General features: G+C 36.8%; 13 protein-coding genes. 4 read left to right on the forward strand and 9 right to left on the reverse strand.

Features of this window, described 5'->3' with window-relative positions:
- The first annotated feature begins 33 nt into the window (after positions 1-33).
- From NBC122_RS00220 to NBC122_RS00230, 3 genes are all read left to right on the forward strand, one after another.
- Positions 34-624 carry a DUF1572 family protein gene (locus NBC122_RS00220; RefSeq protein ID WP_133438447.1) on the forward strand — a complete coding sequence of 197 codons (591 nt, stop codon included), beginning with the start codon at positions 34-36 and terminating at the stop codon, positions 622-624.
- A gap of 96 nt (positions 625-720) precedes the next feature.
- A complete protein-coding gene (locus NBC122_RS00225) occupies positions 721-1,302 on the forward strand; it encodes a cupin domain-containing protein (RefSeq protein WP_133438448.1) in 582 nt (193 codons plus the stop codon).
- A gap of 170 nt (positions 1,303-1,472) precedes the next feature.
- Positions 1,473-2,129 (forward strand): DUF2461 domain-containing protein, encoded by a 657-nt coding sequence (locus NBC122_RS00230; RefSeq protein ID WP_133438449.1) that lies wholly within the window; start codon positions 1,473-1,475, stop codon positions 2,127-2,129.
- On the opposite strand, the gene NBC122_RS00235 is transcribed toward NBC122_RS00230, so the two are convergent.
- Together NBC122_RS00235 and NBC122_RS00240 are read right to left on the reverse strand one after the other, a co-directional pair.
- Entirely contained in the window at positions 2,126-2,650 is a 525-nt protein-coding gene (locus NBC122_RS00235; RefSeq protein ID WP_133438450.1) for a TlpA family protein disulfide reductase, read from the reverse strand. The genes NBC122_RS00230 and NBC122_RS00235 overlap by 4 nt on opposite strands.
- Before the next feature lie 2 nt (positions 2,651-2,652).
- On the reverse strand, positions 2,653-4,278 hold the full coding sequence (locus NBC122_RS00240) for an alpha-amylase family glycosyl hydrolase (RefSeq protein ID WP_133438451.1): 1,626 nt from the start codon (positions 4,276-4,278) through the stop codon (positions 2,653-2,655).
- A 289-nt stretch (positions 4,279-4,567) separates the two neighbouring features.
- Here NBC122_RS00240 and NBC122_RS00245 point away from each other — a divergent pair, with 289 nt between their 5' ends.
- A complete protein-coding gene (locus tag NBC122_RS00245) occupies positions 4,568-6,046 on the forward strand; it encodes a lipopolysaccharide biosynthesis protein (RefSeq protein ID WP_133438452.1) in 1,479 nt (492 codons plus the stop codon).
- A 4-nt stretch (positions 6,047-6,050) separates the two neighbouring features.
- Here the strand turns inward: NBC122_RS00245 and NBC122_RS00250 are convergent, their stop codons facing one another.
- The 7 genes from NBC122_RS00250 to NBC122_RS00280 all read right to left on the reverse strand — a co-directional run bounded on the left by NBC122_RS00250 (position 6,051) and on the right by NBC122_RS00280 (position 14,026).
- Complete coding sequence (locus tag NBC122_RS00250; protein ID WP_133438453.1) at positions 6,051-7,109, reverse strand: glycosyltransferase; 1,059 nt, start codon at positions 7,107-7,109, stop codon at positions 6,051-6,053.
- A gap of 18 nt (positions 7,110-7,127) precedes the next feature.
- Entirely contained in the window at positions 7,128-8,822 is a 1,695-nt protein-coding gene (locus tag NBC122_RS00255; RefSeq protein ID WP_133438454.1) for an amidohydrolase, read from the reverse strand.
- Positions 8,823-8,828: 6 nt separating this feature from the next.
- The gene (locus NBC122_RS00260) at positions 8,829-9,707 is read right to left on the reverse strand and encodes a glycosyltransferase family 2 protein (protein ID WP_133438455.1); all 879 of its coding nucleotides are present in this window, start codon (positions 9,705-9,707) and stop codon (positions 8,829-8,831) included.
- A 3-nt stretch (positions 9,708-9,710) separates the two neighbouring features.
- Positions 9,711-9,974, reverse strand: a complete 264-nt coding sequence (locus tag NBC122_RS00265) for a YciI family protein (protein WP_133438456.1) — start codon at positions 9,972-9,974, stop codon at positions 9,711-9,713.
- A 98-nt stretch (positions 9,975-10,072) separates the two neighbouring features.
- Complete coding sequence (gene polA / locus NBC122_RS00270) at positions 10,073-12,904, reverse strand: DNA polymerase I (protein ID WP_133438457.1); 2,832 nt, start codon at positions 12,902-12,904, stop codon at positions 10,073-10,075.
- Between the two features lie 209 nt (positions 12,905-13,113).
- The gene (locus NBC122_RS00275) at positions 13,114-13,701 is read right to left on the reverse strand and encodes a phosphatase PAP2 family protein (RefSeq protein ID WP_133438458.1); all 588 of its coding nucleotides are present in this window, start codon (positions 13,699-13,701) and stop codon (positions 13,114-13,116) included.
- Between the two features lies 1 nt (position 13,702).
- Complete coding sequence (locus NBC122_RS00280) at positions 13,703-14,026, reverse strand: Sec-independent protein translocase subunit TatA/TatB (RefSeq protein ID WP_133438459.1); 324 nt, start codon at positions 14,024-14,026, stop codon at positions 13,703-13,705.
- Between the last annotated feature and the right edge of the window lie 75 nt (positions 14,027-14,101).

Raw genomic sequence — 14,101 nt, forward strand, 5'->3', positions numbered from 1 at the left:
GATCGTTCCAATTTTTATTAAAAAAGATTTAAAATGAAAGAGCTTTTCATCAAACGTTTTCAATATTATAAAGAACTTGCCGAAAAAACTTTCGATCAGGTTTCTGAGGAACAGCTGTTTTGGAAATACAATGAAGAAAGTAATTCTATCGCCACTTTAGCAAAACACCTTTCGGGAAATATGCTTTCGCGCTGGACTGATTTCCGTACCGAAGACGGCGAAAAACCGAACCGCAACCGCGACGCCGAATTTGAAAATGACATTAATTCCAAAGCAGAAATGCTGACGGTCTGGGAAAAAGGATGGACTGTTTTTTTCGGTGCTTTGAACCAGATTAAAGAAGAAAACTGGAATGATACCATCCTCATCCGTGGTGAACAACTCAGCATTCTGGATGCCGTTCTACGACAGTTCGCCCATCATCCTTACCACATCGGGCAAATCGTTTATCTCGGAAAAATGTTGACAAACACAAACTGGAAAACCCTGTCCATCGCAAAAAATGAGTCTGAAAAATTTAATTCAGAAAAATTAAAAAGTCTTGATTCACCGGAAATTCAGGAAAATTCTTCACCGGTTTGTTTCGCAAAAAGCGATGAAATTCGGGACGATTATAAGATCTGAAAACGCTGACATAAATCACTTGTGATAAAAGTCAGCACCTTTTTATAAAACATTCCAGAAGGTTGTGACTAATTTTACACCATCAAACTAAAACACATGAAAACAAATGGTGGAATACATAATCTGGAGCAGGTTTTACTGGATTTAAAAACCAAGAAACATTTAAGTTTCGACGATGTCTGCGACTTGTTGTTTACGTTTCAGTTCAAAGATTTCGACGAATTATTTCAAATTTCTCCTTTAGAAGTTCCGAACGAAACCCTGATGCGAATTCCGGTTTATCATGATGAATTTGTGGCTTCGCTAAAGATCTGGGGAATTAATAATTATTCTGCAATCCGAGACCATTCCAATTACGACGCAAAAATCAAAGTTTTAAAAGGAAGCTTAACCGAAGCCAGTTATCGTGAAAATTCAAACTTTATCGAATATGACTCGAAAACAACTGCCAGAGTTGGTGATGTTTTGGTAGAAGAACAAACCGACATCAATTCTATCATTAATAATTCGGAAGGCATTTCGGTGAGTCTTCATATTTACAGAACTCCGAAATTATGGGTGGAAGGCGTCAGAATTTTTGACACTGAAAACCGAAAAATCGCCTACCTCTCCAGTGAAGCGAAATCCTGCTCCTGGAATTTACCGCAAAATCATTACAAAAAAATCATTCAAATATAACATACTAAATTTCATTTCAAATTAAATTTCATTCATTAGAAAATCACAACTTGTTGTGGTTTTTTTTGTTCAATTCATTTTATTGTTGAAAAGGAATAATCTTTAAATTTGTGATATCCTTAATTGCAAAAAAAATTCCGGTTAATCTGACCGTTTCAAAAAAAACTAAAATGATAAAAAACGAAACTTTAAGCTTTCTAAAAACTCTCGAAAGAAACAATAACCGCGTCTGGTTTAATGAAAACAAAGATCAATACGAAAAAGCGAAAGACGATGTGTTATCTTTTGTTGAAACTTTAATTCAGGAAATTGCTGAATTTGATGAAGAAATTTTGAAAATTGATCCTAAAAAATCTCTGTTTCGAATTTATCGTGACACCCGTTTTTCTAAAGATAAAACTCCGTATAAAACGCATTTCGGCGTAAGTTTAGGGATGGGAAAAGGCAGTAAAATTTCGGGATATTACCTGCATATCGAACCGGGCAAATCTTTTCTGGCTGGCGGAGTTTATAATCCGGAACCTGCGATTTTAAAAGAAATCCGAAAGGAAATTTCGGCCAGTGGTGACGATTTTTTAAAGATTTTAGAACAGAACGATTTCCGGAATAATTTCCGTGGATTAAGTGTAGAAAGCAAATTAAAAAGAGTTCCCACCGGTTTTGAAAAGAACCATCCGATGGCAGAATATCTGAAACTGAAAAGTTTTACCGTTAGCCATCCGGTTTCTGACGATTCACTTTTTGCCCGGGAGGCAGCCAAAAATTTCGCGGAAATTTTCCGGAGTATTCAACCGCTGAATAATTTCCTGGAATTGCCTTTCCATTAAAAAGACTTCTGTTTTAAAGAATCAATCGTTGTCTGAATATCCTGATCGTTCGGATGAATGGAGTAATACTTGGCAATTTTACCGGTTTGATCAATGATCATAAATCGTGGCACCCAATTCAAATCGATGTAATTATTGAAATTGTTTTTCCAACCTTCGTCAAACCAATAATTTTCCTGGGAGGTAATTTCATATTTATCCAATCCTCTTTTCCACTGTTCGTGGGAACGGTCCAGCGAAAAATACACAAAGTCTATTTCGGGATTTTTTTCTTTTAACTCTTTTGTAGCAGGCAGTGCGAGGATACAGTCGCGACACCAACTCGCCCAGAAATCAATAATTAAGATTCGGCCTTCGTGTTTTTTCAAAACATCTGAGATGGAAATTTTCTTTCCTTCCAGAGCGGTTATTTTTTGGTTTAAAGCCTCTTCTGAAAATTCGGTTTTGTTAATTTCGGGAACTTTTTGTGCAAAAAATATCGTTGAAATTAATAATAGAAATAGTTGAATTAGTTTTTTCATTTTTAAATTTTTTCAAATAAAACGATGGAATAATGAGTATTAATTGTTGCTTTTCCGTTTTGAACAGTAATGATTTCCCCCGAATAAGCATCCCGAAGACGAATGCCATCATCAAAAATTCCCGATACCGAAATTTCTTTAATTCCAGAATTCAAGTCTAAACCGATTAACACTTTATCATCATTATAACTTCTCGTGAACCAGTATGGCGAAGAGGAAATCATCCGGTGAACGCCTGCTCCTACTGAAGAATGATCCGCTCTGAACTTCCCTAATTTCTGATAGTGTTCCAATAGTTTCTGGGTAGCTAAATTATTGTTTGAATCAGTCCAGTTCATGTTCGAACGGAGATTTGCATCACCTTCTGCACCGGCGACCGCTAATGTTCTGGCCGTTTCATCTCCGTAATAAACCTGTGAAATTCCAGGTGCTAATAATAATTTTGTTCCTGCCTCATAAGTTCTTTTCCTTTCCTTGTCAAAGGGTGAACCGTCATCGTGAGAAGTTAAATAGTTCATGACTGTCTTTCCATTTAAATCAGAATGCAATAATTTTGAATAATTAGAAAAGAGTTCTTCATAAGGTTGGTTTGCATCTCCTTTAAAATCAAAATTGATGAGCGACTTAAAACCATTTTGATAATAATTTACTTTTTTATCACCTAAATCGTAATTTTGTTTTTGAGAAATTCCATAGCCATACACTTCACCAACAGTGAAAAACAGATTGTTATCAAGTACTTTCGAAGGATTATTTCTTTTGTAAATATCAAAAGCTTCCTGACAAACTTTCTGGAAATCTTTCCAAACGTCTTCGTTGGTGTGTTTTACGGTATCAACGCGATAACCGTCAATTCCGTATTCCTGAACATAATCAGCCAGCCATTTCATAATGTAATATTTCGGTGCCCGAGGATAACCTGTTCTCCCAAAAAAGGCGTCAAGGGATTTCATTTCAGATTCATATTTTCCCTCTCTTTTCCATTTATCCACTAACATTCGCGGCAGTTCAGCAGATTCGTCTGATTCAGTTAAAATGTCTGGAAGATTAGCCACCAAAGTACATTCTGTTGTATTTTTAAAATTATTATAAGTACAGGTTGGCGAAGTTCGTACCCAGGAATCAGGATAAGCTTCATCGATATCAGTCACCGGACCGGTGTGATTAATAACTGCATCTAAGACAATTCGAATTCCCTTTTTATGGGCTTTCTCTACCAATTCTCCAAGGTCATTTTTGGTTCCGAAGTTCGGATCGAGTTCCGTCCAGTCTTTGGTCCAATACCCATGAAAACCATAAGTGTTTCCTGTTCCTTCATTGGTTGCGCCGTGAATCTGCTCTACAATGGGAGTTATCCATATCGCGTTAATTCCTAAATCAGAAAAGTAATTATCATCAATTTTTTGAATAACCCCTCTTAAATCACCACCTTCAAATCCACGAAGAACCGCAGCTTTTTCTTTTCTTCCATAATTTATATCATTGGAAGGATCTCCATTTTTGAAACGATCGGTCAAAAGAAAATAAACATTGGCACCTTCCCAAACAAATGGTTTTTCTTGAATTTTTTTAACGGAATTACACGAGGTCAATAAACTAAAAACGAGGAAAATAAGAACTTTTTTCATAATATTTTAGGCAGAAACTTTTAGTCTGTCCAGATTTAATTTGGGTCATATCAGATTCTCGTTAAATGTAATACAAAATCCCGTCAACTTAAAATCATTTCAGATCCGCTTGCGAATTTAACATTTATTTAACATATTTTACTATCTTTGTTTTCTTGAATTTGAAAACAACATTGATGATTTAGAAATTTACTGACTAATTCGATTTAAAAAACCAATTTACCGTTAATAATATGGTGCGAAATTTCACTTTCAAAGAAAATTTACATTCTACAAAAACCAACAAACTATGAGTGTAGTTGCTCGCCAGGGTTTTAAATATTCCTTAATCGGATATTTTGGTTTTTTACTGGGAACCATTTCTGCGATTTTTATTTTCCCGTATGACATGGAGTTCTACGGCAAATTGCGCTACATTATGCCGACCGCCGAAATGCTTTTGCCTATCGTGGTTTTTGGACTTTCTTTTTCTACCGTTAAGTTTTTTCATCAGACCCAAAAAGAGGGTAAACATCAAAATTTACTTTCCCTTTCCTTTGCCGGGGTTCTGGTGAATTTCATCATTTTTTCGCTTTTATTTTTCGCTTTTTTCCTGTTGTTTCCTCAATTCAAAACTCTGCAGTTGTGGAAAATGAAAATGTTAATTCTGCCGCTTATTCTGATAATGTCTTTATCTGCAGTTTTCAATAAGTATCTCACCAACTTCAAGCGGATTGTTGTTCCGAATATTTTCGAAAATCTCTTTCCCAAAATCGCCAATTTGGGAGCTTTCTGTTTGTTTTTCTTTTTAGGTGTTTCAGAAAAAGGATCGTATGGATTTTTCTTAGGAATGTTTATTTTATCATTGGTAGGCTATTTTTTTTATGCCAATAAACTTGAAAAAATACAGCCCGATTTCAGTACAGATTATATAAAAAAAGACAACCTTTGGAAAGAAATCCTGAATTATAGTTTTTATGGTTTCCTGGGAAATATCGGGAATTATATCGCTTTCCGGGTTGACAATTTCATGATTGGAGAATTTCTGAATTTTGAAGAAAATGGAGTTTACAGTATTATTTTATCAATTCTCTCTTTTATCCTTATTCCGCAAATGGGTCTGTTCAATATCTCGGCGCCGATTATCAATAAAACCATTGCTGAAGGTGAATTCGAAGAACTGGACCGTTTCCATAAAAAAACTTCTTTAACCCTGTTTTTTCTGGGTGCCGTATTATTCTCGTGTATTTTGGTGGGATTCCCTTACCTGAGCAATTTTATAAAAAATGGGGAACAGTTGCAGCAAGCCGAACCTGTGGTCTGGATTTTAGGATTCGCCATGCTTTTCGATTTGGCCACCGGCTTCAACGGACATATTATTTCGCTGTCAAAATACTACCGGTTCAATATTGTAGTGATGCTGTTCTTAGCCATTACCACAATATCCCTGAACTACCTTTTCCTCACGAAAACCCAGTTTGGAATTATCGGAATTGCCATGGCAACAGCGATCTCGCTCACCTTATTTAATATGATTAAAATTTATTTTAATTACGTGAAATTTAAAGTTTTCCCGCTGACCATCGAAATGATGTACGTTTTCATTATCTGCACTTTGGCGATCACTTTGGCGATCATGTTCCCGGTAACAAATAGCAATTTGGTTAATCTCTTGTACAAACCTGCGTTTGTTCTCATCGTAATTTTCGGTGCAAATCATGTCATGAAAATCTTCCCAACCGAAGATTATCTGAATAAAAAGTTTTTTAAAAGCATCTTTAAATTTTAAAAATTCAGAGTAAAGATTTCAAGATTTTTTCAAGTTCAGCAGCGATTTTATTTTCACTGAATTCCTTTTGAAAATCGTACGAATTTTCTGATTTAAAGTCGAAAATTTCCTGTCCTGAATTCGCCCTTTCATTAATGATAAACTCAAAATCCGACGGATAATTTTCGGGAAAGACAGCCACTTTCCCATACTTAATCGCATCGCCGATATTACCGCTCATTTTGGTTTTCCCGTAGATTTCTTTGTTGCTGAAGAATTCGGTTTCACTTTGAATAGGGCACCACAAAATATGGGCTTTATTCATCCATTCATCAAAAACATTTTGAGGAACTTTTTCGGTAAAATACTGAATTGAAATATTTGGGGATTTTTCTTTTTCAAAATCTTTTAACCACAAAAGTTCTTTTCCCTCTGCTTTTCCGAGAAAAATTACTTGAACAGACTTTGCAGAATGAGATCTGGTATGGCTATAATTCCTTAGATCAGCAAACACTTTTTTATAATCTCTTCTCGCCTGAGAAACCGCGCCGGGAATGACAACCGTATCAATTCCTGAATTGTTCGCCTCCTGAAACTGATTAAAGAAAACAGGGAAATATTTAAGATTTTGCTGCAGTAAACTTTGATCTAAAACCAAAAGGTTTTTTGCTTTTTTAAAGACTTCCGGTGCAGAAAGCAAATCTTCTTTTAGCCAGAGTTTCAAACGGTATTTAAAGTCTTTTTTAAAGATATTTTTAAAAAGTTGCAAACTGGAGATCTTGGTAAAATTCAGATTATGAACAATCACCGAAGTATTGAATTTTTCGGCAATTTCATTAAACAAATTAAAATACCGATGCACCGTTCCAATGATTACCAGATCATATTGCTTCTTATTTAACTGGTTTAAAAGTTCGGTGTTTTCACTTAAATGAATATTAGAATGATGTTTCCCGATTTGTTTAATGATCCTTTCCGAGAGATAATAATCCACCTCAAATGCTTTGGATTCTTTCATTAATTCCATGAAATTTCCCGCAATTTCTGCGTGGGTATCGAGCTCGATGTAGGCGATTTTTTTCAAGGTTAAGGGTATTCGGAATTATTTAGAAGAGGAAATTCCATAAGTTCTTCCTGACAACTTTTGGGCTAAATCATCGTAATATTCTTTGTTATAAAAGACTCTTTTTCCGCCGCTGTACGTTTCCAGAACTTTAGATTCCAAAATCTTACTTTCCTCCACCTGCATTAAATCCTGATTTAAAACCACAAAATCCGCAGATTTCCCAACTTCTAAACTTCCGATCTCATTTTCCTGAAACGCAGCTTTTGCCGCCCAGATGGTCATTCCACGAATTGCCTGTTCTCTGGTCAACGCATTTTCTTTCTGAAATCCGTTTGCAGGAAAATTCTGTGAATCTTTTCTCGCCACGGCAGAATGAAAAGTCTTTAACGGATTTATTTCTTCCACCGGAAAATCAGTTCCCAACGAAAGCCAGCCATTCTGCTTCAATAAATCTTCATAAGCATATGCATATTTCAAACGGTCTTTTCCTAAACGGTCTTCCGCCCAATACATGTCAGAAGTCGCATGCGTTGGCTGAACAGACGGAATAATTGAATATTTCCCAAACAGATCGAAATCGTTTTTATCGACAATTTGGGCATGTTCAATTCTCCATCTCCTGTCGTTTTTCATACCCAAAACTTCACCATAAATCTGAAGAATCGTTCGGTTGGCAGAATCTCCAATCGCGTGGGTACACATCTGAAGATCACTGTTTTTTAATTTCTTGGCTAAGTTTTCGAAATGAGTTCTTTCACTTAAAAGAAAACCTCTCCAGCCTTTTTTATCCGAATAATCGTGAATTAAATTTGCGCCCCGCGAACCTAAAGCTCCATCGGAATAGACTTTGAAACCGCCAACAGTAATGTTTTTATTGGTATATCTTCCTTTCTTAATCCAACGGTCATAGTAATCACGATTATCTTCCATCAAAGCAAAAATCTTCATTTGCAAAGTATTCTGTGCCTGTGCTTTTTCTAAAAGACCCAGCGTTTTTTCGGTAATTCCGCAATCGTGAAGCGAGGTCAAACCATAAGAAAAACATTCTTTCTGTAAATCTGCAAAATACTGAATGGCCTCTTTATCCTCAATTTCCGGGATGTGCTTTTCTACCAATAACATGGCGTTATCGATTAAAATCCCCGTCAGTTTCCCGTTCTTCACTTCAATTTCGCCGCCCAAAATTTTTGAATCTTTTGTAACTCCGGCAATATCCAACGCTTTTTGATTCGCAACCGCAGCATGACCGTCGATTCGTTTTAAATAAACCGGACGGTTCGGGAACAACTGATCCAATTTTTCCTTATTTGGAAATTCTTTAACGGCCCAGTCATTCTGATCCCAACTTCTACCATATAACCACTCTTTCGGTGCAGTTTTTGCGAAATCTGAAATTCTTGCCACAATATCATCCCACGATTTGGTACCCCACAATTCGCATTTCCATTTGTCGGTCGCGAAACCGGTGAAATGGCAATGCGCGTCGATCAATCCTGGAAAAACAGTTTCCCCCTCAAGGTTTTGAATATTTTTAGATTTGTAATTTTTCAGAATATCCGCAGATTTTCCCACCGCAACAATTTTCCCATTAGAAATCGCCATCGATTCTGCGGTATCAAAATTTTGATTGACCGTGTAGATTTTCGCATTGGTGATGATGAGATCAGCATTTTTTTGGGCAATTGAAAAAATCGAAAAACACGCCGTTAAAAGGGAAATTATTTTTTTCATATTTGTTTATTTTTTAGTGAATATCTGTTTCCAGCGTAATTTTCTTATAAATTTGATTTCATCTTTTGATAATTCCCGTTTTCCTTTTTGTTTAAAAAAAGATTTCATCGTCGTTAAAAACTCTCCCAATGATCTGTTTTTCAATGATGATTTTGCCGATGAAATCAGAGTCAAAGGCAGATTCAACCCAATATTATAAAAATACTCACCGAGTTTTTCGGCTTTCTGATTCTTATACTGAAAAGCGGTCGGACGTAAATGCTTGACCCACAAATCTTTTATAGTGATAATTTCCCAACCGTTTATTCTGGCCAACATCACATCGATATTATCCCAGCCCAAAACCGGGCGCAAACCCTTCATATCCTGAAAGCATTGTTTCCTATAGGATTTTATCGGGCCGCGAACATGATTTTTGGAGGATAAATTTTCGAATTTCCATTGGTGCTTTTCATCTTTAAAATCGAATGCCAACGCCATTTCAAAAATAGATTTCGGTATTTTAACGATCCCCGATACCATTCCTGCTTTAGGCTGCGTTTCGTAGATCTGATTAACTTTCATTAAATAATTGGGCGGAAAAATAATATCTGCATCGAATTTACAGATGACATCAAAATCATTTAAAACAACGGTTTCTAAACCTTTATTAAAAGTCCGGACTACTTTCGCGCCAGGTTGATGCGCTGATTCCTGTAAATTCAGAATTTTAAATTTAGGATGGTTAAGAATAAATCCGTCAACAACCTGCTGGGTTTTGTCCGTAGAACCATCATTGACTACAATGCAGGAAAAATCCTGAAAAGTTTGTTGTTGCAGAGATTTCAGGGTGAAAAGAATATTATTCTCTTCGTTGTGTGTTGGAATGATGATCAGGAATTTCATAATCTACATTTCGTCGTTCCATTCTTTGATGGTAACTTTTGCGATCAATCCTTCCAAAACAAAAGGATCTCTTTTCACAAACTCTTCGGCAACGGCTTTATCGATAAAAATCGCCATCGCGCCTTCTCCGGGAACAGCAAACGCACCGGTTCCCAAAACTTTTCCGGCTTTTATAAATTCATCTTCTACCACTTGATGTTTGGGAAAAACTTCCATGAATTTTTCCATTGGCGCATCTGCGTGTTCGTAAAATACTACTGCTTTCATAATTTTTACATTTAAAATTAATTGAACTTCTTATTCCACTGATTTACCAAACGACTGCTTAAATTAAATCCAGTTTGTAGGCATTAAAAATTCAAATTCTAATGCGCTTCCAGCCAGTTATCTCCTACTCCAACTTCGACTAATAAAGGAACCGTCGTTTCGTAAGCGGATTCCATTTCTTTTTTAATTAAGGCGGTTACGGTTTCCAGTTCTTCTTCCGGTGCTTCAAAAACGAGTTCATCATGAACCTGCAAAAGCATTTTCGTCTTTAAATTCTTTTCGGTCAGTTTCTGGTCAATTTTAATCATTGCCAGTTTAATAACATCAGCTGCACTTCCCTGAATTGGTGCATTTACGGCGTTTCTTTCGGCATGCGCTTTTACGACAAAGTTGGCAGAATTGATGTCTTTAAGATGTCTTTTACGGTGCAGAATAGTTTCAACATAACCCATTTGCTGCGCTTTCACTACTTGATCCGCCATGTACTTTTTCAACTTTGGATAGGTTTCAAAATAAGACTCAATCATTTCTTTCGCTTCCTTTCTTGAAAGACCGGTTTGTTCCGCTAATCCGAAAGCTCCTTGACCATAAAGAATACCGAAATTAACGGTTTTTGCCTGTGAACGCTGGGTTTTGGTTACTTCTTCCAAAGGAACCCCAAATAATTTAGAGGCCGTAGAAGCATGAATATCTTCGCCATTTTGAAAGGCTTTAATCATATTTTCTTCTTCCGAAATTGCGGCAATTAAGCGCAGTTCGATTTGAGAATAATCCGCCGCAATAATCTTATTTCCCGGATTGGCGACAAAAGCACCACGAATCTGCTGACCGCGCAAAGTCCGGATCGGAATATTCTGCAGATTCGGATTTACACTGGCCAAACGCCCTGTTGCAGCGGTAGTCTGAGAAAAATTGGTATGAACGCGATGGTCTGTTTTATCGATTTGAAGCGGTAAAGCATCGACGTAAGTGGATTTTAATTTTTGATAGGTCCGGTATTCTAAAATGTGTTTAATGATTTCGTGCTTTGAAGATAATTTCTGCAAAATATCTTCGGAAGTGGCATACTGACCGGATTTCGTTTTCTTGGCCTTGGGATCGAGCTGCATTTTTTCAAATAAAACTTCGCCCAACTGTTTCGGCGAATTCATATTAAATTCTTCCCCCGAAAGTTCGAAAATCGTTTTCTCAAGGTTCCGCAAATCATTTTCTAAATCGATACTTTCCTGCGCCAACCATTTTTTATCGAGGGCAATTCCTTCCAGTTCCATCTTGGCCAGAACTTTCATTAAAGGCATTTCTACTTTGAAAAATAAATCTTCGAGATTTTCTTTCTGAAGTTGTGGTGCGAAAACGCCGTACAACCTCCAACTGATGTCGGCATCTTCGGCAGCATATTTTGTCTGTTCTTCAATGGTAAGCGACCGGAACGTTGCCTGATTTTTTCCTTTTTTACCAATTAAAGATTCAATTGAAATTGGTTTGTAATTAAGGTACATTTCGGAAAGATACTCTAAAACATGCCGACCGTCCGGACTGAGTAAATAATGCGCAATCATCGTGTCGAAGAGCAATCCTTCAACAGCAATGCCGTATCTTTTTAAAACTTTGTAATCAAATTTTATGTTGTGACCGATTTTCAATATATCCTGCTTCTCAAAAAACGGGCGGAAAATTTCTAAGGTTTCTACAACTTCGTCCCTATTTTCTGATAACGGAATATAATACGCCAATCCGTCTTGGTAGGAAAAACTCATTCCGATGAGTTCGGCTTCCATTTCGTCTGAGGAAGTGGTTTCTATATGGAACGAAACCGCTTTTTTCGTAATTAAATTTTGAGCTAAAATATGCTGCGCTTTTTGGGAATCGATGTACTGATAAAGATGATCGTTATCAAAAACGCTTCCTTTGGTTGTTGTTGCCTGATCTAATTCTTCAAAGTTTGCAAACAAATCCAGCTGCATGGATTGGTCGCCACCCTTTGTAGGTTGAGGATTTGAAAGGGATGGTTTCACATTAGATTTTGCACTTTCATTTGTCGGAGCGAAAGCACGATACAGATTTTCGTATAAACGTCGAAATTCAATTTCATCAAAAACCTCTTTTACTTTTTCGAAATCCGGCGTATCTAAATCATATTGTTCCTGATGAAACTCAATGGGCACATCACAAATAATCGTCGCCAATTTTTTGGAAAGTATTCCCCGTTCGGCAGAATTCTCCACTTTTTCTTTCATTTTTCCTTTTAAATCTGCCGTGTTGGCTAAAAGGTTCTCGATGCTGCCGTATTCTTTCAGAAATTTCTTGGCCGTTTTTTCGCCGACTCCTTCCAAACCGGGAATATTATCCACGGCGTCGCCCATCATTGCTAGAAAATCGATAACCTGTTTGGGATCTTCGATTTCATATTTCATTTTAACTTCTTCAATCCCCAAAATTTCAAATTCAGCCCCTTTTAATCCTGGCTTATAAATTTTGACATTTTCAGTGACCAATTGGGCAAAATCTTTATCGGGCGTTACCATAAAAATCTGGTAACCCTCTTTTTCGGCTTTGCACGCAATCGTTCCGATAACATCGTCGGCTTCATAACCTTCCAGACCCAAAATCGGAACATGCATTGCCTTTAAAATACGGTGAATATAAGGAATCGCTAATTTTATCGCTTCAGGAGTTTCGCTTCTGTGGGCTTTATAATCAGCAAAATCAGCGGTTCTCACACTGGCTTGTCCGACATCGAAAACCACCGCGAGATGTGTTGGTTTTTCTCTGCGGATCAATTCGATTAAAGAGTTGGTAAAACCAAAAATTGCGGAAGTATCAATACCGGTACTTGTTACCCGGGGACTTCTGATTAAAGCATAATATCCACGGAAAATCATCGCAAATGCATCGATGAGGAAGAGACGTTTATCGTTATTTTCTGACATAGAAGCAAAGATATAAAAAAGATAGGAGTGGCCGAAGAAATGAGAATGATCAAACAGGAATATTGCACTAATAATTTCCGCAATTCCAAAATTTGAAAATTTAAGAATGTACTACGGAAAATTAACCGTTAAAATTTCAGTTAAGAAATTAAGTTCATTACTATTTCCGGCGAACTTGGAGGTTTATTAAAAATAAATTTTAATGAAAACTATTCCAAAACGGAAGTTGTAGAATTTGACCTGTTCTGCTTGTGGATTACCTTTAAGGCTAAAGTGGCGAAAAACCCTCCTGTAAAAAAGCCCATCAAAGCTCCCATCAAAACATCTAACGGAAAATGTACGCCCAGATAAATTCGGCTATAAGACACAATAATTGCCCAGGAAAACAAAATATAAGGAAAGAACCGGTATTTTTTGTTCAAAAGCAAAGTCATAAAAGTGGCGATAAAAAAGGTATTGGCAGCATGGCTGGAATAAAATCCATATTGTCCGCCACATTGTACAGAACGCATTATTCCGGTGAGTGCAGGATCGTGACACGGTCGTAAGCGGCCGATTCCAGTTTTGAAAATACCCGCCAACTGATCGGAAACGGTAACTCCCAAAGCAATGAAAATCAGAATAAAAACGATATTCCGGAGTTTGAAGTTTTTAAATAAAAGGTAAAGAAAAATAACATAGAGCGGAATCCAAATCCACGTTGCTGAGATCATGAGCCATAATTGATCAAAAGACTCACTTCCCATATTATTGAGAAAAAGAAAAATGGATTGGTCTTTCTGAATAATTTCCTGCATATTAGCGGCTTACTGGTCCCTCGTGGGTATCATTATCGGCAAGATTGACTTTCGGCTCTTCTCTTCTGGCAAGAGCCTCTTTATCCAGTTCAGTCAAAGGATTAAAGTCCATTGCTGCCTGTTTCACTTTGTCGATTTCTCTTTTGATTTCCGAGACAGGATTGTCTGTTTCTTTCAGTATTTCAGTTTTTACATCTTCCATGGCGCCACGCATTTTGCGTACTCCTTCCCCTAAATCGCGTGCAATCTGCGGCAATTTATTAGGACCAAACAAGACAACAATTGCTAGGGCAATCATGAGCATTTCACCTATACTTAATTCCATGGCGTAAAATTACAAAAGATTATGGTATCGTTTTTCATTTTTAAAATTAAATTATTCTTAAAATTATAGCGAAAA

The organism is Chryseobacterium salivictor (assembly GCF_004359195.1).
Classification (GTDB): Bacteria; Bacteroidota; Bacteroidia; order Flavobacteriales; family Weeksellaceae; genus Kaistella; species Kaistella salivictor.

What these genes read in the sequence shown, in the direction of transcription:
- NBC122_RS00230 (WP_133438449.1), top strand. Translation starts at nt 1,473, where the DNA reads ATGATAAAAAACGAAACTTTAAGCTTTCTAAAAACTCTCGAAAGAAAC.
- NBC122_RS00275 (WP_133438458.1), bottom strand. Translation starts at nt 13,701, where the DNA reads ATGCAGGAAATTATTCAGAAAGACCAATCCATTTTTCTTTTTCTCAAT.
- polA (WP_133438457.1), bottom strand. Translation starts at nt 12,904, where the DNA reads ATGTCAGAAAATAACGATAAACGTCTCTTCCTCATCGATGCATTTGCG.
- NBC122_RS00240 (WP_133438451.1), bottom strand. Translation starts at nt 4,278, where the DNA reads ATGAAAAAAGTTCTTATTTTCCTCGTTTTTAGTTTATTGACCTCGTGT.
- NBC122_RS00225 (WP_133438448.1), top strand. Translation starts at nt 721, where the DNA reads ATGAAAACAAATGGTGGAATACATAATCTGGAGCAGGTTTTACTGGAT.
- NBC122_RS00220 (WP_133438447.1), top strand. Translation starts at nt 34, where the DNA reads ATGAAAGAGCTTTTCATCAAACGTTTTCAATATTATAAAGAACTTGCC.
- NBC122_RS00245 (WP_133438452.1), top strand. Translation starts at nt 4,568, where the DNA reads ATGAGTGTAGTTGCTCGCCAGGGTTTTAAATATTCCTTAATCGGATAT.
- NBC122_RS00255 (WP_133438454.1), bottom strand. Translation starts at nt 8,822, where the DNA reads ATGAAAAAAATAATTTCCCTTTTAACGGCGTGTTTTTCGATTTTTTCA.
- NBC122_RS00265 (WP_133438456.1), bottom strand. Translation starts at nt 9,974, where the DNA reads ATGAAAGCAGTAGTATTTTACGAACACGCAGATGCGCCAATGGAAAAA.
- NBC122_RS00280 (WP_133438459.1), bottom strand. Translation starts at nt 14,026, where the DNA reads ATGGAATTAAGTATAGGTGAAATGCTCATGATTGCCCTAGCAATTGTT.
- NBC122_RS00260 (WP_133438455.1), bottom strand. Translation starts at nt 9,707, where the DNA reads ATGAAATTCCTGATCATCATTCCAACACACAACGAAGAGAATAATATT.
- NBC122_RS00235 (WP_133438450.1), bottom strand. Translation starts at nt 2,650, where the DNA reads ATGAAAAAACTAATTCAACTATTTCTATTATTAATTTCAACGATATTT.